Genomic DNA, 22,327 nt, shown 5'->3' with positions numbered 1-22,327 from the left:
TCGGTCACTGGATGGTCCACGCCTGGTTCGCCTGGTTCAGTGCCATCCACTGGTCGATGGCGGCACCGTTGGCCGTCGAGCCGGCGCTGACTTCCAGGACCTGTCTGGTCTCGAAGTTGCGGATGACGTATCCACCACTGGTGGGCTCGAAGTACCAGAGCTGGTTGTTGCCTCCGTTGTAGGTGTACTGCTGCAGATCGGTCCCTCTGTAGTGAGTCGCGCCGTTGATGTCGAGGACCTTGCCGCTGCTCCTGCTGACGATCTTGTAGAGCTGGCCGCTGACCTGGACGATGTTCCACTGCTGGTTGGTGCCGCTGTTGGCCGGCCACTGGACGACGCTCGCGCCGTCGGCGGTGGAGGCCTGGTAGACGTCCGCCAGCTGGCCGCTGTTGACGTTCTTGATGGTGTAGTACGTCGACGGGTTGACGTTCGGCGTGCCGGTCGCGTCCTCCAGCGCACCGCCGGCCTGCTGCACGCTGAAGTCGGAGAAGAAGAAGTAGGCGCCGTCGGTCTTGGCGACCCGCACGTAGCGGAACTTCTGGCGGACGTCGATGTTCCCGGTCAGTGTGGAGGCCATCGGCAGCGTAGTGGCGCCCTGGCGTCCCAGCACGGTGTAGGTGGCGAACGACGGGTCGTTCGAGGCGCGGATCTCGAAGTTGCCGCGCGTCTCGGGCTGGTCGATGTCCTGGCGCATCGTCAGGGAGTACTGACCGAGTCGGTAGGCCTGTCCGAGGTCGACCTGCCACCAGGCCGAGGTGTCGGTCCCGGTCGGCGACCACCCCGTGGAGCTGTCGTTGTCGTTGCCCTTGGAGGCCGCCACACCCGAGTTCAGGACGGTGGAGGCGGTCGCGGGCTTGTTGTAGGCGAGGTTGAACTTCGCCGCGAGGGACTGGTAGGCGGGCTCCAGCCCGGAGGCCTGGATCACCGACGTACCCGAGGTGGCGTTGCCGGACAGCGTCACGTTGCTGCCGTTGACGTTCTGGTTGATGAATCCGTCCGTGTGCGACAGCACGTTGTTCGAGACGGTCATGTTGTTCGACCCCTCGTCCAGGTAGACGCCTGCCACCGCGGAACCGCAGGCGGCCGGGCTCCTGACCACGTCGTGCACGTAGTTGTCGTTGATGACCGTGCCCGGGTCGTTGGAGAGATGGTAGATGCCGGCGGTGTCGCACAGCCGGTTCAGCACGTTGCCGATCCGGTTGTAGCTGATGCTGTTGTTGCCCTCGGCGTTGGCCGCGGACTGCCATCCCCAGCCGAGCGATATGGCGGCCCACGGGGCGTCGCTGATGTCGTTGTGGTTGATGGTGGTGCTGTTGACGAAGCCCGCGTTGATGCCTGCGGTGCCCAGGTAGTCCTCGCCGATCCGGGTGATCAGGTTGTCGTTGACGGTGACGTTCTTGACGACCTCGCGGGCGTCCTCACCGGCCGGGGACGTGGGCGGGTTGTAGACGGTGTGGTACTCGACCGTCGGGTCGGAGAACTTGCCCACCATGATGCCGTTGCCCGCGATGTCGTACACGACGTTGCCGGTCACGCTGCTGTCGTGGACGCCGTGGTGCAGGTCGAGGGCGGTGGACCCCATCTGCGTGAAGGTGTTGCCGGTGAAGGAGACGCGGTCGGCGTCCGTGACGTGGACCCCGGCCGGCGGACGGTCGACGTACTGGTGGTTCGAGGGGTCGGCAGAGAGGTTGAAGTTGCCGCCCTGACCGTTGAGCAGACCGTTGTTGCTCGCTTCCATCCATGTGGTCTGCGCGAATGTGATGCCGGTGAAGCGCAGGTCGTGGACCGGGGCGTCGAGGCTGGTGCCCTTGACCTCCACGAGGGTGGGCAGGGTGGGTGCCTGCACGGTGGCGGTGGACATGTCCTCGCCGGAGCGCGGCTTGTAGTAGACCGTCTGCGCGGCCGTGTCGACGTAGAACTCGCCCGGTTCGTTGAGGAACTCGTGGGCGTTCTCAAAGTGCAGCGGGGAGCCGTTGGACAGGACCGGGAAGGGCCGCTGGAAGAGGATGCCGGCCTCGTGGTCCTGGAGGGAGACGTTGGCGGTGCCGCCTGCGGTGGTGAACGACTTCAGCCGCAGGTAGTTCTCCGCCCACTGGAGTTCCAGGTTCATCTCGACCTTGCCGAGGTTGCTCCAGTTGGAGATCTGCGAACTGAGCACCTGGAGCAGCTTGTTGGTCTTGTCGCTGCCCTGGAGCTGGAAGTCCGAGCCCAGGTCGGGGTACCGGGCGCGGGTGGCGCGCACTCCGTTGACGTACAGCTGGCGGAAGTTGAGGCTGCCCATGGAGGCCTTGTACTCGCCGTTCGAGGCTGCGGTCCAGCCGGTGATCGTTCTGCCGCTGCTGATCACGGGGGTCTCGCCGTTGTAGGCCTGGTAGACGACCGTGTGGCCGTTCGTGCCGGAGTCGCTCGTGCCCAGCGTGATCGGGCTGGTGAGGTTGTAGGTGCCGCCGCGCAGGTTCACGACGATGTCGTCGGACATGTTCGTGTTCGAGGCGCGGACGGCGGCCTGGGCCGCCTGGATGGTCCTGAAGGCGGCGGCGGTGGTGGTGCCGGAGTTGCTGTCGTTGCCGCCGGTGGGGTCGACGTAGAAGTTCGTCGTGGCCGCTTGCGCCGACTGGGCCGGCACCAGGGTCGCGAAGACGACGATTCCGGCCGCGAGTGCCTTGGCCAGTCCGGCGCCTCTGTGCAGGGGTCTCATGTGCGGTGTCCTCTCTGAGCCACGTTGCTCATGAGTTGCATTTATCGTGGACATGCCGGATACGAGTCAAGAGATGTGACCGGCACATTTTCAGGAGTCCACTCACCAATTCCTGCAACAACGCAGGTAGATGACCTGAGGGGAGAGATCAACCGACCGGAATCAGCAAGAATTGACCATGGCAAGCGATCAACAATGAGTAGTACTTATTCTTCCGGGCGACCGCATCGGTTGAGCGAGACGCGTCGGGGCGCGATTCTGTAGGCATGGGCAACCAGTCCGACGTCTCCGGTGCGGCAGAGGACGCGGGCACCGGAGTACCCGAGGACTTCGCCGTCGTGATCGATGCCGGGCTGCGAATCATGGCGTGGAGCGCAGGCGCCCGGGCGCTGCTCGGACATGCGTCCGACGACGTCGTGGGCCTGCCGGCCGCCGAGCTGCTCGCCGCGGACCTGCCCGAATCCGCCCGCAGGCACCTGTCCGCCGGAGAGCCGTGGACGAGCGACGTGGCACTGCGCCACCGCGACGGCGACCGCGTCCTCGTGCAGCTCTGCGGCACACCGTTGCCGGCCGGAGAGGCGGGCTCGCTCTGGCTCGTCACGGGCGCCGCAGCGACGTACGCCTCCGGTCCGGGCGAGGCGGACGCCGCTCAGCTGTGGGACCGGGCGCTCGCGCAGCTCCCGCTGTCCGTGGCCGTCTACGACCGCCGGGCCCGCTTCGTGGCCTGCAACCAGGTGATGAGCCGGGCCATGGGCATGACCAGCGACGAGATGAAGGGCCTGACCCTCACCGAGATCCAGGCGAGTCACGAGCCGATGGACCTTCTCCAGCGGGAGGTCATGCGCACCGGGGACGCGATCCACAGCGAGCAGGAGCCGGGCCGGGCGCCGGGCGAGCTCCAGGACCACGCCTGGTCGGTCTATCTCACCCCGCTCAAGGACCCTGGCGGCTCTGTGCAGGGCCTGTCGGCGCTGGTGATCGACACCACCGAGCAGTACTGGGCCCGGCGCCGCCTGGAGGTGCTCAACGAGGCCAGTACGCGCATCGGCAGCACCCTCGACGTGACGCGGACCGCGGAGGAGCTCGCCGAGGTGGCCGTATCGGGATTCGCCGACTACGTCGTCGTCGACCTGCTGGAGTCCGTCGCCTGTGGAGAGGAACCGGAACCGGTCCCGCCCACGGGGCCGGTCGTGCTGTCCCGCTGCGCCCACGCCTCGGTGCTTCCGGGCTGTCCAGAGGCCGCGGTGCCGGTGGGTGAGACGGCCACCCGGCCCGCGCACTCCCCGGCGGCCAGGGCCCTGCGCACCGGCCGGGGCACCCGGCTGCGCATGGGCGACCCGGTGCTGCGCGAGTGGCTGGCCGAGTCCCCGGCCCGCGGCGAGGCGGTTCGGCAGTTCGGGATGCACTCGGTGCTGCTGGTGCCGCTGCGCGCCCGTGGCATCACCCTGGGCCTGGTGTACCTGGTCCGGCACCGCACGCCGGAGGCCTTCACCGACGACGACCTGCTGCTGGCCGAGGAGATGGCCGCGCGGGCGGCGGTGAGCGTCGACAACGCCCGCCGCTACACCCAGGAACGCCGGACCGCCCTCGCCCTCCAGCGCAGCCTGCTGCCCGAGCGGTTGCCCGCACCTGCGGCGGTGGACCTCGCCTACCGGTACCTGCCGGCCGGTTCCGCGAGCGGGGTCGGCGGCGACTGGTTCGACGTCATCCCCCTGTCCGGGGGACGGGTCGCCCTCGTGGTCGGTGACGTGGTGGGCCACGGCATCCACGCCTCGGCCACGATGGGCCGGCTGCGCACGGCCGTACGCACCCTCGCCGACGTCGATCTCGCCCCCGACGAACTGCTCACCCAGCTCGACGACCTGGTCGTCAGACTCGACCGGCAGGAGGGCCCCGACGCACGGGGACTGCCGAGCGGGGCTTCGGGAGAGGTGGGCGCCACCTGCCTGTACGCCGTCTACGACCCGGTCTCCTGCACCTGCCGCATGGCCCGCGCGGGACATCCGCCGCCGGCGCTGGTGGCCCCTGACGGAACCGTGCGGTACCTCGACGTGCCCGCCGGCCCGCCCCTGGGGGTCGGAGGACTGCCGTTCGAGGCCGTCGAGGTCGAACTGGACGAGGGCAGCGTGCTCGCCCTCTACACGGACGGGCTGATCGAGGCCGCCGACCATGACATCGACCGGGGGCTCGGCCTGCTGCGGGACGCGCTGGCCCATCCGCCCTCGCGCCTGGAGGACATCTGCGACCAGGTGGTCCGCAAGGTGATACCCGCCGCTCCCGCCGACGACATCGTGCTGCTCCTGGCCCGCACGTCCGCGCTCGACGCCGACCGGGTGCACACATGGCGGCTGCCCACGGACCCCGCACTCGTCGCCGGGGCCCGCCGCGAGGCCGGCGAACAGCTGACCGCGTGGGGGCTGGACGAGCTGGCCTTCGCCACCGAACTGATCGTCAGCGAACTGGTCACCAACGCCATCCGCTACGGCAGCGCGCCCATCGAACTGCGCCTTCTGCGCGGCGACACCCTCATCTGTGAGGTCTCCGACGGCAGCAGCACCGCCCCGCACCTGCGCCGGGCCCGCTCCTTCGACGAGGGCGGACGCGGACTGCTGCTCGTCGCCCAGCTCGCGGAGCGCTGGGGCAGCCGCCAGACCGCCACCGGGAAGACGATCTGGGCGGAGCTGCCGCTGCCGGACTGAGTTCCCTCAACCACCCGGCCGGAGCTCCAGGTTGAGCCCTCCCGACCTGAAGGGCCCGACGTCGTGGGGCAGATCGCCGTAGCCCGCGCTCGCCAGCGCCCGGGGGATCTCCGGATGCGCCGCCACACGCTCCACGAGGCGGGAGTCGATCTCCAGGCGCACGGTGTCCCCGAGATCACGGACCCGCAGATCGGTCACCGTCAGTCCGGCGTCGGCGAGCAGGGCGCGTACGGCGGTCTCCGCGCGGTCGACGCGGGCGAGGCGGTGCGGGGTGACCTCGATGCCGTAGCGGATCCGGCTGGCGAGACAGGGGGTCGCCGGCTTGTCCCAGGTGGGCAGGTCCCAGGCCCTGCTGAGCCGTCGTACGGCCGCCTTGTCCAGGCCGGTGTCGAGCAGCGGGGTGTGGATGCCGCGTTCCCGGCCGGCCCGGATGCCCGGGCGGTGCGGGTCGCGGGCATCGTCCGCGTTGGTTCCGGTGGCCACCTGGTCGCGGCCGTGCTCGCGGGCGAGCACGGCGATCGTGTCCAGGACCTCCGACTTGCAGAAGTAGCAGCGGTCGCGGCCGTTGGCCCGGTAGCCGGGGCGGGAGAGCTCCTCGGTGCGCGGGGTCAGGTGGACCACGCCAAGGCTCTCGGCGAGCCTGCGGGCCCGGGGGAGTTCCTCCGCGGCCAGGCTCTCGGACACCGCGGTGACGGCCAGGACCCGCTCCGGTCCCAGCGCGCGCACCGCGGCGGCGAGGACGAGCGCGGAGTCGGCGCCGCCGGAGTAGGCCACGGCGAGCGGTCCGATGGCCCGCACCTGGTCCAGCAGGCGCTGTTCCTGTGTGTCGTCACCCATGGGTTCCTCGCTCCTTCGGCGGGTGGTCCTCGGCCTGCCCGCGCAGCGCACGGGCGGCCACCGCACGCAGGGGCAGGCCCAGTTGGGTCGCGGCGGCCACCAGGTCGTCGTGTTCGGGCTTGGCCCGGTGGGGGCCGTGTTTGATCCGCACCGGGTGTCCGTCGACGTCGACGGTCTCGAAGCGGCGCGGCAGGGTGGTGCGGGTCGCGGTCAGGCGGCGGATGCCGAGGCTGCCGGTCTCGGCCAGGACGAGGTCCCGCAGCGCCCGCTCGTGCTCGGGCGTGGTGAGCACGTGCAGCACCTGGGCGGGGCGGCCTTTCTTCATCACGGCGGGGGTGGCCCAGGCGTCGAGCGCCCCGGCGTCCATGGCCCGGGCGATGGTGTGGCCGAGGATCTCGCCGGTGACGTCGTCGAGGTTGGTCTCCAGGACGACGACGTCCTCCTGGCCGGTGCGGGCCGGTTCGCCGAGGGTGACGGCGGTGACGTTGGGCCGGTCGGGCAGGCGTCGGGTGCCCGCGCCGTAGCCGGTGGGCCCGAGGGTCATGGGCGGCGGTGGGCCGTACCGGGCCCCGGACGCGCGCAGCAGCGCGGCGCCGGTCGGGGTCACCGTCTCCCCCGGCAGGTCGGTGCCGGTGACCGCGGCTCCGGCGAGCAGGGCGAGCGTGGCCGGGGCCGGGCAGGGCAGGACGCCGTGGGCCGCGTCGATGCGCCCCCGGCCGAGGGGCAGCGGCGAGCTGACGACGTCGGTGACGCCGAGGGCGTGCAGGGCGGCGGCGGTGCCGACGATGTCGACGAGGGTGTCGTGGCCGCCCAGTTCGTGCAGGTGGACGGCTGCGGGGTCGGCGTCGTGCAGACGGCCCTCCACCTCGGCCACGGCGGTCACCGCGGCGACCGCGAGGGCCGCCACGGGCTCGGGGGTGGCCCGGGAGGCGAGGTCGATCACCTCGGCGGCGTGGCGCTCGGTGAGGGAATCGGTGACGTGGACACGGACCCGTGTGGCGGACAGGCCGTGGTCGGTGACGCGCTCGGCGGTGAGTTCCCAGCCGGTCAGGCCGGTGGCGGCGACGGCGGCTCGGATACGGTCCAGGGGTGCCCCGGCGTCGATCAGCGCGGCCAGCAGCATGTCGCCGGCCAGGCCGGTGAAGGGGTTGATCCAGCAGATCACCGGGCGCCTCCTTCGGCGCCGCCACGCGTCTGGGCGATGCGGTGGACCGCCATCGCGGCCGAGAAGCCGGAGTCGATGTTGACCACGGTCACCCCGGCCGCGCAGGACGCGTGCATGGCGAGCAGTGCGGTGACGCCCTCCAGCGAGGCGCCGTAGCCCGTGGAGACGGGGACCGCCACGACGGGTGCGCGGACCAGGCCGCCGACCACGCTGGCCAGTGCGCCCTCCATCCCGGCCACGACGATCACCGCGTCCGCGGCGCCGAGTTGGTCCCGGACCTGGAGGACACGGTCGAGTCCCGCCACACCCACGTCGTGGACGGTACTGGTGTCCAGGCCGACGGCGGTGGCCACCGCGACCGCCTCGGCGGCGACCGGCCGGTCGGACGTCCCGGCGGCCGCGACGAGGACGGAGAAGTCACCGGTGACCGCGGGACGCCACAGCAGCAGGCGGGCCTCCGCGTCGTACGTGCCGCCCGCCGCGGACGCCAGGACGGCCTCGGCGACGTCCGCTGCGACGCGGGTAACCAGCACCGGGCCGGTGTTGTGGGTCAGCAGCCCGGTGACGATGCCGATGATCTGCTCCGGGGTCTTGCCGGGTCCGTAGACGACCTCGGGCAGCCCCTGGCGGGCCTCGCGGTCGAGGTCCACGCGGGCGAAGCCCAGGTTCAGCACCTCGCTCATGACCGGCCCTCGTCGATGTACGGGATGGTCTGCGGCCCCTCGGGCAGGACGCACACCCGGGCGCCCGGACCCGCGGCGGCCAGGGCCTCGGCGACGGTGGCCGAGACGTCCCGGGTCTGCTCCAGATGGGCGGTGGCCAGGTCGGCGTCGCTGAGGAAGCCGGTGTGCATGACGACCCGGCTGCCGGACTGGATGCGCGCCTGGATCTGGACCTGCCACTGGTCGGGGACCGTCTCGGTGCGGGCACTGATGTCGTCGAACAGTGCCTGCGGGGAGGGGGCGGAGGCGAGGACCTCGCGGTAGGAGCCGTGGTCGGGGAAGCCGTCGCGGCACTCGGCGGCGCAGACGATCGTCCCGCCGGGGCGGACCACCTGGTAGGCGGCCGACATGCCCTTGACGGCCTGGTAGAGGTTCTGGTCCAGCGGGAAGCCGGAGTTGGTGGTGACGACGACGTCGAACGGCGCCTCGACCGGACGCATCGCCATGCGCCTGGCCGCCGCGGTGGCGGCCGCGTGCATCGGCAGCAGATCACCGCCGAACGCGGCCACTATGTCCTGGTCGCGGTTGAGCACCACATCCAGCGCGAAGGTCACGCCGGTGGCCTCGGCGATGGCGCGTACGTCGTCGTGGACCGGATTGCCGTGGATGACGCCCCAGGTGGCGCGCGGGTCGCCGATCCGGGCCGCGTCGTGCAGCACGAGGACGGTCTCCAGGGCGGCGAGGCCGGGGGCGACGAGTTTGGGGCCGCCCGAGAAGCCGGCGAAGAAGTGCGGCTCGACGAAGCCGGTGGTGATGCGGACGTCCGCCTCCGCCCACTCGCGGTTCAGCCACACCGGCACGTCCTTGCCGTACGTGCCCATCCAGGTCAGCTGACCGGCGTCGCGGGCGTCGTGGTTGACGATCCGTACGGTGTCCACGACCTCGTCGCCGAACATCGCGCGCAGCTCGGCCTCGCTGTTGCCGCGGTGGGTGCCGGTGGCGACGAGGATGACGACGTCCTCCAGGCGGACGATGCCGTCGAGTTCGTCGAGGACGGCCGGGATCATCAGATGGCGCGGCTGGGGGCGGGTGCCGTCGCAGGCCGAGATCGCGACCGTCTGTCCGGGCCGGACGCGCTCACGCAGGGGCGGTCCGGCGACCGGGTCGCGCAGGGCCGCGCGCAGCACCGCCGACTGGTCCGCGGCGGCCTGGTGGTGGACGGGTTCGACGACGGTCGCCGTGCTCGGGTCGACGTCGATGTCGAGTCCCGACCGACCGTAGGCCAGACGTACTTTCACGGGGCTTCCTCACGCAGTCTTTCCAGGGGCAGTCGGTAAGCGCGGGCCGCTGTGCGGCCGAACACCTCGGCACGCCCGGCGGCGCTCAGCCCGGAGGTGAGCTCCTCCGTGGTGCGGACGAGCTGCTGGTAGGAGGCGGCGAGCAGGCAGACCGGCCAGTCGGAGCCGAACATCACCCGGGACGGGCCGAAGGCGTCCAGCACGACGTCGGCGTAGGGGCGCAGGTCGGCGGTGGTCCAGCTGCCGCGGTCGGCCTCGGTGACCATCCCGGACAGCTTGCAGAACACGTTCGGCTCGGCGGCCAGCGCACGGACCCGGGTGGCCCAGGGCTCCCGCTCGCCCGAGGCGATGGGCGGTTTGGAGATGTGGTCCAGGACGAAGGTCAGCTCGGGGAGTGCACGGACCGTGTCGAGGGCGGCGGGCAGCTGGTCCGGGACGGTGAGGAGGTCGTAGACCAGCTCCGCGTGGGCCACCGCGCCCAGTCCCCGCCGGACGTCCGGACGGTTCAGCCAGGCCGGGTCCGGCTCGGCCTGTACCAAGTGCCGTATGCCGGCCAGGAGTTCGCCGCCGGTGCCCGCTCGCAGGGCGGCCAGGGTGCCGGTCACGTCCTCGGCCGTCAGGTCCACCCAGCCGACGACGCCGGCGACCAGGTCGGACGACGCGGCCAGGGCCAGGAAGTCGGCGGTCTCGTCCACGTCGGGCAGCACCTGGACGAGGATCGTGCGGTCGATGCCGGCGGCCGCGGTGTCCGCCGCGAGGTCGTCCATGGTGAAGTCGCGGCGTACGGAGGCCATGTCAGGGGTCTCGAGCCAGTCGTGCCGACGGGGACTCGGTCGCGAGGAGCGCTGGGGCGGGTCGCCCAGGCGCCAGACGTGGTGGTGGGCGTCGATCCTGGTCATCGCGCGGCCGTTCCGAAGGCGTCGAGTTCGTCCCACAGTTCCCGCGGGATCTCCCTGGTGGCGTGGTCGACGTTCTCGGTGACCTCCCGCGCGCTGCGCGCACCGACGACCACCGAGGTGACCGCGGGGTGGCGGTACGGGAACTGCAGCGCGGCCGCGGCGAGGGGCACCCCGTGCGCGGCGCACCGCCGGGCGAGATCCTGGGCGCGTCGGAGCACGGCCTCGGGTGCCGGGCCGTAGTCGTTGGTGGCACCCGGTGCGGGGGCGGCGAGGACGCCGCTGTTGAAGACACCGCCGACCAGGACGCCCACCTCGCGCTCGGCGCACAGGGGCAGCAGTGCGTCGGCGGCGGTGCGATCCAGCAGGGAGTAGCGGCCCGCGACCAGCACGCAGTCGAGGTCGGTCTCGCGGACGAGGCGGGTGAGCATCCCGGTCTGGTTCATCCCGGCGCCGATCGCCCGTACGCCCCCTTCGGCCCGCAGCCGCGCGAGGGCCGGGTACGCCCCGCGGACCGCTTCCTCCCAGTGGTCGTCGGGGTCGTGGATGAGGACGATGTCGAAGGCGTCGAGTCCCGAGCGCTCCAGGCTCTCGGCCAGGGAGCGGTAGACGCCGGCCGGGCTGTAGTCGCGGACCCGCACGAGCCCCTCGTCGCCGTGGAAGGCCTCGTCCCCCGGGGCGGAGTCGCCTGGCACGAGCAGGCGGCCGACCTTCGTGGAGACGGTGTACTCCGTGCGCGGGCGGCCGGATGCGCTGAGGAAGTCGCCGAGTCTGCGTTCGGCGAGCCCGGCACCGTAGTGGGGAGCGGTGTCGAAGTACCGGAGGCCGGCGGCCCAGGCCGCGTCGAGGGTGGCGGCGGCCTGGTCCGCGCCGACCGCCGAGAACAGTCCGGCCAGGGGCGCGGTGCCCAGACCGAGCCGGGTGACGGTGACACCGGAACGGCCGAGCGGGATCTGCTCGGCGTACGGGGGGAGGTCTGTCCCGAGTCTGGGGTGCCGGGCGGTCCCCGCGGTCCGGTTCGGGTCGGTCCCCGCGGTGCGGTGCGGGTCGGTCCCCACGGTCTGGTGCGAGTCGGCCCCCACGGTCCCGTGCGAGTCGGTCCCGGGACGCGGGTGCGGGCCCGTCCCGGTGTGCGGATGCGGGTCGAGGGGGGCCATCAGGCCTGGCCGAGGACGTGCCGCTGTCGGCCGAGCCGGTCGATCTCCACCTCGACGACGTCCCCTTCCCTCAGATAGGGGAAGTCGTTGGCGCCGAAGGCGACACCGGCCGGGGTTCCGGTGTTGATGACGTCGCCGGGCTCCAGCACCATGAACTGGCTCAGGTACCACACGATGTGCCGCACGCCGAAGATCATGTTCTTGGTGTGGCCGTCCTGCCGCGGTTCCCCGTTGACCCACAGCCGCATCGCGAGCCCCTGCGGGTCGCCCACCTCGTCGGGGGTGACCAGCCACGGACCGAGCGGGTTGAACGTCTCGCAGGACTTGCCCTTGTCCCACTGTCCTCCCCGCTCGTGCTGGAAGGCGCGCTCGGTGACATCGTCGGCGATGGCGTATCCGGCGACGACCTCGTCGGCGGCGCCCTCGGAGTCGAGGTAGCGCGCGGTGCGGCCGACGACGATCGCGAGTTCGATCTCGTAGTCCGTCTTGGCGCTGGTGCGTGGGATCAGCACGGTGTCGTCGGGGCCGACCACGGTGTTCGCGGCCTTCATGAAGACCACCGGTTCCGCGGGCGGCGGGGTCGCGGTCTCGGCGGCGTGGTCGACGTAGTTGAGGCCGACGCACACGACCTTGCCGGGGCGGGCGACGGGTGCGCCGATCCGCTGCCCGGCGATCTCGATCCGGGGCAGGAGGCCGTCGGCGAGTGCGGTCCGGGCGCGGTCCGGGCCGCCGTCCGCGAGGAAGGCGCCGTCGATGTCGTCGGTGAGCGGGGAAAGGTCGTGGGCGATTCCGTCGGCGTCCAGGACGGCGGGTCGCTCCAGGCCCGGCGGGCCTACGCGCAGCAATCTCATCGGTTCTCCTGAGGGTGATCGGTCGGAAGGGACGGGGACATACGCATCGGCGTCGGTCCTGGCATCAGGCGCCGCGTCTGACCGGGTCGGCGTCAGCGGCAAGGTCGGTAGTGAAGTCGTGTCAGCGGCAAGGGTGACGCTGAGGTCAGCACGTCCGCGGCAAGGTCGACGCTGAGGTCATCGCGTCCGCGGCAAGGTCCGGCGCTGAGGTCACAGCGCCAGCGGCAAGGTCGGCACTGAGGTCAGCACGCCGGCGGCAAGGTCCGGCGCCGCACGTGAAGTCAGGTCGCTGCGGCAAGGTCGGCCCCCGTCTCGCCGCCCCAGTGCGCCCGCAGCCACCGTTCCGTCGTCGTGACGTGCAGGAGAGCCGCGGCCTGCGCGAGGGCCGCGTCCCCGTCCGCCAGGGCCTGGTAGATGGCCTCGTGCTCGGCGACGGTGCGCGCGGCGGCGTTGTCGTCGACCAGGCCACGCCAGATCCGGGCGCGTACGGTGCGGCTGGAGATGCCCTCCAGCAGGGCGGAGAGCGTAGCGTTGCCGGTGGCCGCGACCACCGTGCGGTGGAAGGCGGAGTCGTGCTCGTTGAGCCGCTCCACGTCCTCGCGGGCGGCGCGCATCGCGTCCAGGTGGCGCTCCACCTCGCCGAGGGCGGCGGCCGAGATCCGGGTCGCGGCGAGCGCGGTGGCCACCGGCTCGAACAGCCGGCGCACCTCGGTGAGCTCCAGCAGTGTGTCGCCGTGCAGCAGCTCCACGGCGGATCCGACACCGCTGAGCAGCAGCTCCGGCTCCAGGCTGGTCACATAGGTGCCGTCGCCGCGACGGATCTCCAGCACCCGGGAGACGACCAGGGCCTTCACCGCCTCCCGCGTCAGGTTCCGCGACAGCCCCAGCTCCGCGGCGAGCTGCGGCTCGGGCGACAGCTTGGCTCCCGGCGCCAGCTCACCGGACTGGATGAGCTCCCTGATGCGGTCGATGGCCTTGTCGGTGAGTGACATGGATCGCCGTCCCCTCCTGGTGCGTGCGCAAGCGGCACCGTAGCAATACATCCCATGCCTGCGGAAGAGATGGGATGACTGAACCCCCTCCCGAGCACCTCAATGATCGACATCAATGCAGGTAATCGACATGAACGGCAAATTGTTTCGCTGGAGGTATGGACAGCGAGACCGAGAGGCCCCTTAAATCCATCCCATGTCCGATACCTGTTGCTGCACAGGGGACATGCCTACGACACATGACGACAGGTGGTTTGCCATGACCCCGAACAGACACCGCGGCCCCTGGGCCTGGACGGCCGGGCACCATGACTGAACTGATCAGCTCCGTCGAAGCGGTGGACGTCCGGTTCCCGACCTCGCTCCACCTCGACGGTTCCGACGCCATGAACCCCGAACCCGACTACTCGGCCGCCTATGTGACGGTCCGTACGAGCGGCGGCGACGAGGGACACGGGCTCGCCTTCACGGTGGGACGCGGCAACGACGTGGAGGTCGCCGCCGTCCGCGCGCTGGCTCCCCTGGTGGTCGGTCTGCCGGTGGAAGAGGTCCTCGGCGACCTCGGCGCCTTCTCCCGGCGGCTGACCGGCGACAGTCAACTGCGCTGGCTGGGACCGGAGAAGGGCGCCATCCACATGGCCGCCGCGGCGATCGTCAACGCCGTGTGGGACCTGTACGGCCGCCGTACCGGCAAGCCCGTCTGGCGTCTGCTGTCCGAGCTGTCCCCCGAACAGCTGGTCGACCTGGTCGACTTCCGCTACCTGGAGGACGCGCTGACCCGCGACGAGGCGCTGGACATCCTGCGCCGTGCCGAGCCCGGCCGCGCCGAACGCACCGCCCACCTGCTGGCCTCCGGCTACCCCGCGTACACCACGACGCCCGGCTGGCTCGGTTACGACGACGAGAAGCTGGTACGGCTGTCCAAGGAGGCGGTCGCCGACGGCTTCTCCCAGATCAAGCTGAAGGTCGGCGCCGACCGCGAGGCCGATGTCCGCAGGCTGCGACTGGCCCGTGAGGCGGTCGGCCCGGACATCCGGATCGCCGTCGACGCCAACCAGGCCTGGGGAGTCCGGACGGCGATCGACTGGATGCGCTCGCTCGCTCCCTACGACCCCTACTGGATCGAGGAGCCCACCTCCCCCGACGACATCCTCGGCCACGCCGCCGTCCGCGAGGCGCTGGCACCGATCAAGGTCGCCACCGGTGAACACACCCACAACCAGGTGATGTTCAAGCAGCTCCTGCAGGCCGGGGCGCTCGACATCCTCCAGATGGACGCCAGTCGCACCGCCGGCGTCACCGAGAACGTCGCCATCCTGCTGCTGGCCGCCAAGTTCGGCGTCCCGGTCTGCCCGCACGCCGGCGGGGTCGGCCTGTGCGAGATGGTGCAGCACCTGGCGATGTTCGACTACGTGGCCGTCAGCGGCACCACCGAGGACCGTGTGATCGAGTACGTCGACCATCTGCACGAGCACTTCACCGACCCGGTGCGCATCCGGGACGGCCGCTACCTCGCCCCCACCGCGCCCGGCATCAGCGCGGAGCTCCACGCCGACTCGGTCACCGCCCACCGGTTCCCGGACGGGCCCGTCTGGCAGGAGGCGACCACCGCGTGAGCGGATCCGAACTCTCCGGCCTGACGGCGGTCGTCACCGGCGGCGCGTCCGGCATCGGCCTGGCCACCGCCCGGCTGCTCGCCGCCCGGGGAGCCCGGGTCGCGTGCCTCGACCTCGCGCCGGACGAGGTGCCCGCACCACTGGTCGGCATCCGGGCCGACGTGACCGACGACACCGAGGTGCGGTCGGCCGTCGAGGAGGCCGCGCGGGTGCTCGGCGGCATCGACATCCTGGTCAACAACGCCGGGATCGGTGCCCAGGGCACCATCGAGGACAACTCCGACGCCGAATGGCACCACGTCTTCGACGTCAACGTCCTCGGGATCGTGCGGGTGACCCGCGCCGCACTGCCTCATCTGCGCCGCTCAGGCCACGCGGCCGTCGTCAACACCTGCTCGATCGCGGCGACCGCCGGGCTGCCCCAGCGGGCCCTGTACTCCGCGACCAAGGGCGCCGTCCTCGCTCTCACCCGGGCGACCGCCGCCGACCTCGTGCACGACGGCATCCGCGTCAACTGCGTCAACCCCGGGACGGTCGACACCCCGTGGGTCGGCAGGCTGCTGGAGCGCGCCGCCGACCCGGAGGCCGAACGCGCCGCTCTCAACGCCCGCCAGCCCATGGGACGTCTGGTCACCGCCGAGGAGGTGGCCGCGGCCGTCGCCCATCTCGCGAGCCCGCTCGCCGCCTCCACCACCGGTACCGATCTCGCCGTGGACGGCGGGATGCAAGGACTGCGGATCCGCCCGCGGGGCTGACCGCGAGAACACCCGGAAACATCCGTTCCCTTCCAGGCTCACCCGCACCAAGGAGAAGAGCAATGACGCTCAGACACACCCGGTACGCCTGTTTCGGCGCACTCGCCGTCCTCACCGTCTCCGCCCTCACCGCCTGCCAGAGCTCCAGCACGTCGGCCGGCGCCGGCGACGGGAAGCCCGTCGTGGGTGTCGACTACCCCCGCTCCGACACCGACTTCTGGAACTCGTACATCAAGTACACGCCCCAGTACGGCAAAGAGCTGGGCCTCGACCTGAAGACCACCAACTCGCAGAACGACGTGGCCAAGCTGACCGCGAACGCCCAGACCTTCATCAGCCAGGGCGTCAAGGGGGTGGCGATGGCCCCGCAGGACACCGCGGCCATCGCGCCCACGCTGGCGCAGATGGAGGCGAAGAAGATCCCGGTCGTCACCGTGGACACCCGCCCCGACACCGGCAAGGTCTACATGGTGGTACGCGCCGACAACCGCGCGTACGGCGAGAAGGCCTGCCAGTTCCTCGGCACCAAGCTCGGCGGCAAGGGCAAGGTCGTCATGCTCCAGGGCGACCTCTCCTCGATCAATGGCCGTGACCGCACCGAGGCGTTCAACGACTGCATGAAGAAGAACTATCCCGGCATCAAGGTCTTCGGCGAGGCCACCAACTGGGACGGGGCCGTCGCCGCGCAGAAGCTCCAGACAGACCTGACGGCCAACCCGGACATCAAGGGCGTCTACATGCAGTCCAGCTTCGCGCTCTCGGGCACGCTCCAGGTGCTCAAGCAGAAGGGCCTGCTGGTCGACCCGAAGGACAAGAAGCACGTCTTCATCGTGTCCAACGACGGCATCCCCGAGGAACTCAAGGACATCGCGGCCGGCCAGATCGACGCCACCGTCTCCCAGCCGGCCGACCTCTACGCCAAGTACGCCCTCTACTACCTGAAGGCGGCGATCGACGGCAAGACGTTCAAGCCCGGCAGGACCGACCACGACAGCACCATCATCCAGGTCCGCGACGGACTCCTGGAGGACCAGCTGTCCGCCCCGCTCGTCACCGCCGACGGCGGCACCTACGGCGGCGTCAGCAGCATCAAGAGCGACGACAAGTCCCTCTGGGGCAACAACCTCGGCTGACCGGAAGGCGACACGCAGACATGGTTACTGCTCCGCCCGTCGCCGAGGCGGCGGGGATCACGAAGCGGTTCGGATCCACGGTCGCGCTCAGCGACGCCCGGATCACGATCGCACCCGGGCAGACGCACGCGCTGGTGGGACGCAACGGCGCGGGGAAGTCGACCCTGGTCTCGGTCCTCACCGGCCTCCAGGCACCCGACACGGGCACGGTGACCTTCGCCGGCGAGCCGGCTCCCCGGCTCGCCGACCGGGACGCCTGGCGGCAGCGGGTGGCCTGCGTCTACCAGAAGTCCACGATCATCCCCGAACTGACGGTGGCGGAGAACCTCTTCCTCAACCGCCACGACCGCGGCCGGAGCGGCCTGATCAGCTGGCGCACGCTCCGCCGCAAGGCCGAGGAGCTGCTGCGGACCTGGTCGGTCGACGTGGACGTACGGACGGCGGCCGGTGAACTCGACGTCGAGCAGCGGCAGTTCGTGGAGATCGCCCGGGCGCTGTCCTTCGGGGCCCGGTTCATCGTCCTCGACGAGCCCACCGCGCAGCTGGACGCGGCGGCCATCAACCGCCTGTTCGGCCGGATCAAGGACCTCCAGGAACAGGGCGTCACCTTCCTGTTCATCAGCCACCACCTCCAGGAGATCTACGAGATCTGCGACACGGTGACGGTGTTCCGGGACGCCCGGCACATCCTCACCGCGTCCGTCACGGACCTGCCCCGCTCCGAACTCGTGGCCGCCATGACGGGCGACGCGGCGGCAGAGAGCGTCGGGAGGCGCCGCGGCGCGTTGGAGACCGGGGTCCCGGAGGTGCTCAAGGTCGGCGGCGCCTCCCTGGACGGCGCCTACGACGACGTGTCGTTCGCGGTCCGCGGCGGCGAGATCGTCGGTCTGGCCGGCGCCGCGAGCAGTGGCCGCACCGAGCTCGCGGAGACCGTGGTGGGCCTGCGCGCCGCCGGTTCCGGCACGGTGGAGATCGCGGGAGCCCGGCCCCGGCCGGGCAGCGTCCCCGCGGCTCTCCGGGCCGGCGTGGGATTCGTCCCGCAGGACCGCCACCACCAGGGCTATGTCCCCGGGATGTCCATCGCGGACAACGGCACCCTGACCATCCCGGAACGGCTCGGCCCGCCCGGCTTCATCGACCGGCGTCGCCGCGACCGACTGGCCGAGGAAATGATCGAGAACCTGGCGATCAAGACACCGGGCCCCGAGCTGGAGGTCGCCGGGCTCTCCGGAGGCAACCAGCAGAAGGTCGTCATGGCCCGCGCTCTCGCCAGTGACCCCAAGGTGCTGGTGCTCATCAACCCGACCGCCGGCGTCGACGTGCGGTCCAAGGAGTTCCTCCTCGGCAAGGTCGAGGAGACCGCCGAGTCCGGCACCGGGGTGCTCATCGCCTCCGACGAACTCGACGACCTGCGGATGTGCGACCGGGTCCTGGTGATGTTCCAGGGCCGCGTGGTCGCCGAGAAGCCGAGCGGCTGGCACGACCACGAGCTGGTGGCCGCGATGGAAGGAGTGGACCTCGATGTCTGAGACAGCGGCCGCGACCACCGCGAAGACCCCGCCCGACGAACAGCCGGCCGCCCGGAAGGCCGGAGGGCGCAGGATCGCCTTCGCCCGGCTGCGCGACCTGGCCCTCATTCCCGCGATCGTCGTCATCGCGATCGTCGGCCAGATCGTCAACCCGGTGTTCCTCCAGGCCGACAACCTCATCAACGTCCTGCAGACCATGTCCGAGATCGCGGTCCTGGTCCTGGCGCAGACACTGGTGCTGATCGTCAAGAAGATGGACCTGTCCCTGGAGTCCACGGTCGGTCTGGCCCCCGGAGTCGCCGCCTGGCTCACGGTCCCGGCGGGCGCCACGCACGGCCTGGGGCTGCTCCCGGGCGCCTGGTCGGTGCCGGTCACGCTCGCCGTGGGCCTGCTGATCGGCGCGGTGAACGCGCTGTTCATCATCCGGTTCGGCCTCAACGGCTTCATCGTGACCCTGGGCATGCTGATCGTGCTGCGCGGCATCCTCACCGGTATCTCCGGCGGTCAGACCTTCTTCCAGCTGCCGTCGTCGATGCTGTACATCGGCACCGCGGAGTGGTTCGGCATGCCCGCCTCGGTGTGGGTCTGCCTGATCCTGTTCGCCGTCGGGATCGTGGTGCTCGGCTTCACCAGCTTCGGCCGCTCCCTGTACGCCATCGGCGGCAACGTCGACGCGGCGAAGGCGGCCGGCATCCGCACCGACCGGGTGCTGTGGATCGTGATCGTCAGCGCGAGCCTGCTGGCGGCGCTCAGCGGTCTGATGCTCTCGGGGCGGCTGGCCTCGGTGGCCTCCGCGCAGGGCAACGGCTACATCTTCACGGTGTTCGCCGCGGCCGTCATCGGCGGGATCAGCCTCAACGGCGGCAAGGGCACGATGTTCGGCGCCTTCACCGGCATCCTGCTGCTCTTCCTGATCCAGAACGTCCTCACCCTCGGCGGCGTTCCCGCGCAGTGGATCGGCGCGCTCAACGGTGCCATCATCCTGATCGCGCTGGCACTCTCCCGGGTGACCGGGGGCAAGGTCCAGGACTAGCCGGTGGAGGCGACCGACTCCCCGGGTCGCCTCCCCCCTCTCCGCCCGGCCACCACCGGCACACCTGCGCACGGCGCACTCCGCACCATCCCCAGCAGACGTAGGAATTTGCGTGAAAGACCCCTCCATGGACCGCCGACGCTTCCTGACCGCCACCGCGATCACCACCGGAGCGGCCGCCCTCCCCGGCGGCCTCCTCGCGGGGGAGGCCGAGGCCGCCGTACCGCCTCAGATCGCACTCCCCGACCGCGGCATCCACGACACCTCCCCCGCCGCCGCCTGGACCGACGGCTTCCTCACCGGCAACGGTGAGTACGGCGCCGTCCTGCACGGGGCGCCGACCCTGGAGAAGGTGGTCCTCAACTTCCACCGGCTCGTGCTGCCGAACGGCACCCGCACGGTCAAGCCGCCCGTGCTCTCCGGCCGCCTCGACGGCGTACGCGACAAGGCACTGGCCGGGAACTACGCCGGCGCCAACAGCGACTTCGCCTCGGGATGGGCACTGCGCTGGACACAGACCTACCACCCCGCATACGAACTGCGCCTCAGCACCCCGGGCACGACCACGGTCGACGACTACGGCCGCACCACCGACTTCCGCACCGGGGAGGTCGCCTCCAGCTGGACCGACCAGTACGGCACCTGGACGCGCCGCGCGTTCGTCTCCAGAGCCGACCACGTGATCGTCCATGAACTCACCCCCGCACCCGGCCGTACGGTCGACACCACGCTCAGTGTCAACACCGCGCTCGACGGCGTGCCCAGCGGCGTCGGTTTCACCACCCGCGCCACTTCGAGCAACGGCGACGGCTACCTGAACCTGCGCGGCACCTACCCCACGGGACAGGGCGCCTTCGGCTACGAGGGCGTCACGCGGGTCGTGGCGACAGGGGCGGGCTCCTCGGTCACCGTCAGCGGCTCCACGATCGTCGTGGCCAGGGCGACCCGGGTGATCCTGCTGACCAAGCTGGACCGCTACGAGTCCGCCACCGCCTGGAACTCCGAGCCGCTGCACGCCCAACTGGCCACGATCGGCACGGACTACGCCGCTCTGCGCTCGGCGCACACCGCGATCCACACCGAGTTGTACGACCGCTCCCGCCTCGACCTGAACGTCTCGGACGCCGACCGCAGGCTCTCCGTCAGCGAGCTCATCGCCCGCCAGAACGCGAACCGGGGCGTCATCGACCTCGCCCTGCTGGAGCGCCTGTACGACTCCGGCCGCTACCTCTTCATCAGCTCCAGCGGAGTCCTGCCGCCCCGCCTCACCGGCATCTGGACGGGTTCCTGGAACGGCGCCTGGGCCGACGACTTCACCACCGACGCCAACATCAACCTCCAGGTCGCCGGCGCCAACATCCTCGACACCGCCGAGGTGATGCGGGGCTACTTCGACCTGATCCTCGGACAACTCGCCGACTGGCGCACCAACGCCGGCAACCTCTACGGCGCCCGCGGCTTCCTCGCCCCGTCCCGGACCGACGGCGAGTACGGCCACATGCTGCACTTCGACAACAGCTCCTTCCCGGGCCAGTGCTGGACCGGCGGCGCCGACTGGCTGCTGTACCCGATGCTGGAGTACTACGAGGTCACCGGCGACAGCACCTTCTACGCCACCGAGCTCGCCCCGGCCCTCATGGAACTAGCCCTGTTCTACGAGGACTTCCTCACCCGCACCGACGCGAACGGCAAGGCCGTCTTCGTGCCGTCGTTCTCCATGGAGAACGCGCCCGGCAACACCGGAGTGTGCCTGTCGGTCAACGCCACCGGCGACATCATGGCGGGCAGGCACGCTCTCCAGGCCGCCGTCGACGCCGCCGACGCCCTGGGCGTCGAGCAGGGCAGCGGTCAGGGCGTGGCCCGCTGGACGGCGCTGCTGGCCAAGCTGCCCGACTACCGCGTCAACAGCGACAGCGCGCTCGCCGAATGGTCATGGCCCACCCTGACCGACCACTACGACCACCGGCACATCCAGCACCTGTACGGTGCCTGGCCGTTGCACGAGATCAACCCCGAGGAGAAGCCCGCGCTCGTCCGCCCGGCACTCAAGGCCCTGGAGAAGCGCGGCGACCAGAACATCTCGGCCCACGGCAGCCTCCACCGCGCTCTGGCCGGCGCCCGGCTGAAGGACGGCGGCAAGGTCTACGACAACCTCAAGAAGATCATCGGGAACAACATGGTCTTCAAGTCGCTGATGACCTCGCACAATCCCGACCTCGACATCTACAACGCGGACGCCGCGCACGCCTTGCCGGGTGTGCTCGCGGAGGCACTGATCTACTCCCGGCCAGGGGTGCTGGAGATCCTGCCGGCCCTGCCCGACCAGCTCACCAAGGGCTCCATCACCGGCGTACGCGCCCGCGGCCGGATCCGGATCCACACCTTCGCCTGGGACCTGACCGCCCGCACCGCCACCCTCTCCGTCACCTCGGCGGTCGACCAGACCGTCACCCTCATCAGCCGCCGGGGCATGACGGCCGTGACCACGACCGCGTCCGCCGCCGCCTCGCCCCTGGGCACCCACGCCCGCAAGGTGTCCCTGGTCGCCGGAGAGCGCACGGACATCACGGTCTCCCTGCTCAGCGGCTGGTTCCGGCTGGTCGATCGGCGCAGCGGCAAGGCCCTCGACGTCGCGGCGGGAGGCACTGCCGACGGCGCGAAGGTCATCCAGTTCGCGCCGTCCGGTGCCACCAACCAGCAGTGGCAGTTCCTGCCCAACGCCGACGGCTCCTTCCGCCTGCGGGCACGGCACAGTGGCAAGGTCCTCGACAGTCCCGGTGGCGGTGCCCAGGGCGCCCAGCTCATCCAGTGGCCGGACGCGGGCAGCGACAACCAGTGGTGGCGGCTCGTCGACGCGGGCGACGGCTTCCACCGCCTCGTCAACGTCCGCAACGGCACCTGGTGTGCGGACGTCGACGGCGGCTCGACGGCGGACGGCGCCCGGGTCATCCAGTGGCCCGTCGGGTCCGGGACGAGCCAGGAGTGGCAGATCGTCGGCGTGTGACG

16 protein-coding genes are annotated in these 22,327 nt (G+C 71.0%); 7 read left to right on the top strand and 9 right to left on the bottom strand.

Annotated features, from left to right (window positions below; genetic code table 11):
* Positions 1-4: 4 nt before the first annotated feature.
* Complete coding sequence (locus OHN19_RS42125; RefSeq protein WP_330269284.1) at positions 5-2,698, bottom strand: RICIN domain-containing protein; 2,694 nt, start codon at positions 2,696-2,698, stop codon at positions 5-7.
* A 266-nt stretch (positions 2,699-2,964) separates the two neighbouring features.
* On the opposite strand from OHN19_RS42125, the gene OHN19_RS42120 reads away from it, so the two are divergent.
* The gene (locus OHN19_RS42120) at positions 2,965-5,397 is read left to right on the top strand and encodes an ATP-binding SpoIIE family protein phosphatase (protein WP_330269283.1); all 2,433 of its coding nucleotides are present in this window, start codon (positions 2,965-2,967) and stop codon (positions 5,395-5,397) included.
* 6 nt (positions 5,398-5,403) lie between these two features.
* On the opposite strand, the gene larE is transcribed toward OHN19_RS42120, so the two are convergent.
* The 8 genes from larE to OHN19_RS42080 form a co-directional block, all read right to left on the bottom strand.
* Entirely contained in the window at positions 5,404-6,234 is an 831-nt protein-coding gene (gene larE, locus OHN19_RS42115) for an ATP-dependent sacrificial sulfur transferase LarE (RefSeq protein ID WP_330269282.1), read from the bottom strand.
* Complete coding sequence (gene larC / locus OHN19_RS42110) at positions 6,227-7,399, bottom strand: nickel pincer cofactor biosynthesis protein LarC (RefSeq protein ID WP_330269281.1); 1,173 nt, start codon at positions 7,397-7,399, stop codon at positions 6,227-6,229. Before larC ends, larE begins: the two co-directional genes overlap by 8 nt.
* A complete protein-coding gene (gene larB, locus OHN19_RS42105) occupies positions 7,396-8,082 on the bottom strand; it encodes a nickel pincer cofactor biosynthesis protein LarB (RefSeq protein ID WP_330269280.1) in 687 nt (228 codons plus the stop codon). The genes larC and larB overlap by 4 nt, the downstream gene beginning before the upstream one ends.
* Positions 8,079-9,359, bottom strand: a complete 1,281-nt coding sequence (larA, locus tag OHN19_RS42100) for a nickel-dependent lactate racemase (RefSeq protein WP_330269279.1) — start codon at positions 9,357-9,359, stop codon at positions 8,079-8,081. Before larA ends, larB begins: the two co-directional genes overlap by 4 nt.
* The gene (locus tag OHN19_RS42095) at positions 9,356-10,258 is read right to left on the bottom strand and encodes an amidohydrolase family protein (protein ID WP_330269278.1); all 903 of its coding nucleotides are present in this window, start codon (positions 10,256-10,258) and stop codon (positions 9,356-9,358) included. Before OHN19_RS42095 ends, larA begins: the two co-directional genes overlap by 4 nt.
* Positions 10,255-11,412: an aldo/keto reductase gene (locus OHN19_RS42090; protein WP_330269277.1), complete on the bottom strand. Its 1,158-nt coding sequence runs from the start codon at positions 11,410-11,412 to the stop codon at positions 10,255-10,257. The genes OHN19_RS42095 and OHN19_RS42090 overlap by 4 nt, the downstream gene beginning before the upstream one ends.
* A complete protein-coding gene (locus tag OHN19_RS42085) occupies positions 11,412-12,263 on the bottom strand; it encodes a fumarylacetoacetate hydrolase family protein (protein WP_330269276.1) in 852 nt (283 codons plus the stop codon). The genes OHN19_RS42090 and OHN19_RS42085 overlap by 1 nt, the downstream gene beginning before the upstream one ends.
* Before the next feature lie 281 nt (positions 12,264-12,544).
* Positions 12,545-13,255: a FadR/GntR family transcriptional regulator gene (locus OHN19_RS42080; protein WP_330269275.1), complete on the bottom strand. Its 711-nt coding sequence runs from the start codon at positions 13,253-13,255 to the stop codon at positions 12,545-12,547.
* A 308-nt stretch (positions 13,256-13,563) separates the two neighbouring features.
* On the opposite strand from OHN19_RS42080, the gene OHN19_RS42075 reads away from it, so the two are divergent.
* The 6 genes from OHN19_RS42075 (at position 13,564) to OHN19_RS42050 (ending at position 22,325) form a co-directional block, all read left to right on the top strand.
* Positions 13,564-14,871 (top strand): enolase C-terminal domain-like protein, encoded by a 1,308-nt coding sequence (locus tag OHN19_RS42075; RefSeq protein ID WP_330269274.1) that lies wholly within the window; start codon positions 13,564-13,566, stop codon positions 14,869-14,871.
* A complete protein-coding gene (locus tag OHN19_RS42070; protein WP_330269273.1) occupies positions 14,868-15,626 on the top strand; it encodes an SDR family oxidoreductase in 759 nt (252 codons plus the stop codon). The genes OHN19_RS42075 and OHN19_RS42070 overlap by 4 nt, the downstream gene beginning before the upstream one ends.
* 62 nt (positions 15,627-15,688) lie before the next feature.
* Complete coding sequence (locus tag OHN19_RS42065) at positions 15,689-16,759, top strand: sugar ABC transporter substrate-binding protein (protein ID WP_330269272.1); 1,071 nt, start codon at positions 15,689-15,691, stop codon at positions 16,757-16,759.
* A 20-nt stretch (positions 16,760-16,779) separates the two neighbouring features.
* Positions 16,780-18,288 carry a sugar ABC transporter ATP-binding protein gene (locus tag OHN19_RS42060; RefSeq protein ID WP_330269271.1) on the top strand — a complete coding sequence of 503 codons (1,509 nt, stop codon included), beginning with the start codon at positions 16,780-16,782 and terminating at the stop codon, positions 18,286-18,288.
* A complete protein-coding gene (locus tag OHN19_RS42055) occupies positions 18,281-19,321 on the top strand; it encodes an ABC transporter permease (RefSeq protein ID WP_330269270.1) in 1,041 nt (346 codons plus the stop codon). Before OHN19_RS42060 ends, OHN19_RS42055 begins: the two co-directional genes overlap by 8 nt.
* A 112-nt stretch (positions 19,322-19,433) precedes the next feature.
* Entirely contained in the window at positions 19,434-22,325 is a 2,892-nt protein-coding gene (locus OHN19_RS42050; protein ID WP_330269269.1) for a glycosyl hydrolase family 95 catalytic domain-containing protein, read from the top strand.
* Positions 22,326-22,327: the final 2 nt, after the last annotated feature.

Source organism: Streptomyces griseorubiginosus, assembly GCF_036345115.1.
GTDB classification, from domain to species: Bacteria; Actinomycetota; Actinomycetes; order Streptomycetales; family Streptomycetaceae; genus Streptomyces; species Streptomyces griseorubiginosus_C.
This window is presented reverse-complemented; position numbering and strand designations above follow the sequence as displayed.

What these genes read in the sequence shown, in the direction of transcription:
- OHN19_RS42125 (WP_330269284.1), bottom strand. Translation starts at nt 2,698, where the DNA reads ATGAGACCCCTGCACAGAGGCGCCGGACTGGCCAAGGCACTCGCGGCC.
- OHN19_RS42120 (WP_330269283.1), top strand. Translation starts at nt 2,965, where the DNA reads ATGGGCAACCAGTCCGACGTCTCCGGTGCGGCAGAGGACGCGGGCACC.
- larE (WP_330269282.1), bottom strand. Translation starts at nt 6,234, where the DNA reads ATGGGTGACGACACACAGGAACAGCGCCTGCTGGACCAGGTGCGGGCC.
- larB (WP_330269280.1), bottom strand. Translation starts at nt 8,082, where the DNA reads ATGAGCGAGGTGCTGAACCTGGGCTTCGCCCGCGTGGACCTCGACCGC.
- OHN19_RS42095 (WP_330269278.1), bottom strand. Translation starts at nt 10,258, where the DNA reads ATGACCAGGATCGACGCCCACCACCACGTCTGGCGCCTGGGCGACCCG.
- OHN19_RS42090 (WP_330269277.1), bottom strand. Translation starts at nt 11,412, where the DNA reads ATGGCCCCCCTCGACCCGCATCCGCACACCGGGACGGGCCCGCACCCG.
- OHN19_RS42085 (WP_330269276.1), bottom strand. Translation starts at nt 12,263, where the DNA reads ATGAGATTGCTGCGCGTAGGCCCGCCGGGCCTGGAGCGACCCGCCGTC.
- OHN19_RS42080 (WP_330269275.1), bottom strand. Translation starts at nt 13,255, where the DNA reads ATGTCACTCACCGACAAGGCCATCGACCGCATCAGGGAGCTCATCCAG.
- OHN19_RS42075 (WP_330269274.1), top strand. Translation starts at nt 13,564, where the DNA reads ATGACTGAACTGATCAGCTCCGTCGAAGCGGTGGACGTCCGGTTCCCG.
- OHN19_RS42065 (WP_330269272.1), top strand. Translation starts at nt 15,689, where the DNA reads ATGACGCTCAGACACACCCGGTACGCCTGTTTCGGCGCACTCGCCGTC.
- OHN19_RS42060 (WP_330269271.1), top strand. Translation starts at nt 16,780, where the DNA reads ATGGTTACTGCTCCGCCCGTCGCCGAGGCGGCGGGGATCACGAAGCGG.
- OHN19_RS42055 (WP_330269270.1), top strand. Translation starts at nt 18,281, where the DNA reads ATGTCTGAGACAGCGGCCGCGACCACCGCGAAGACCCCGCCCGACGAA.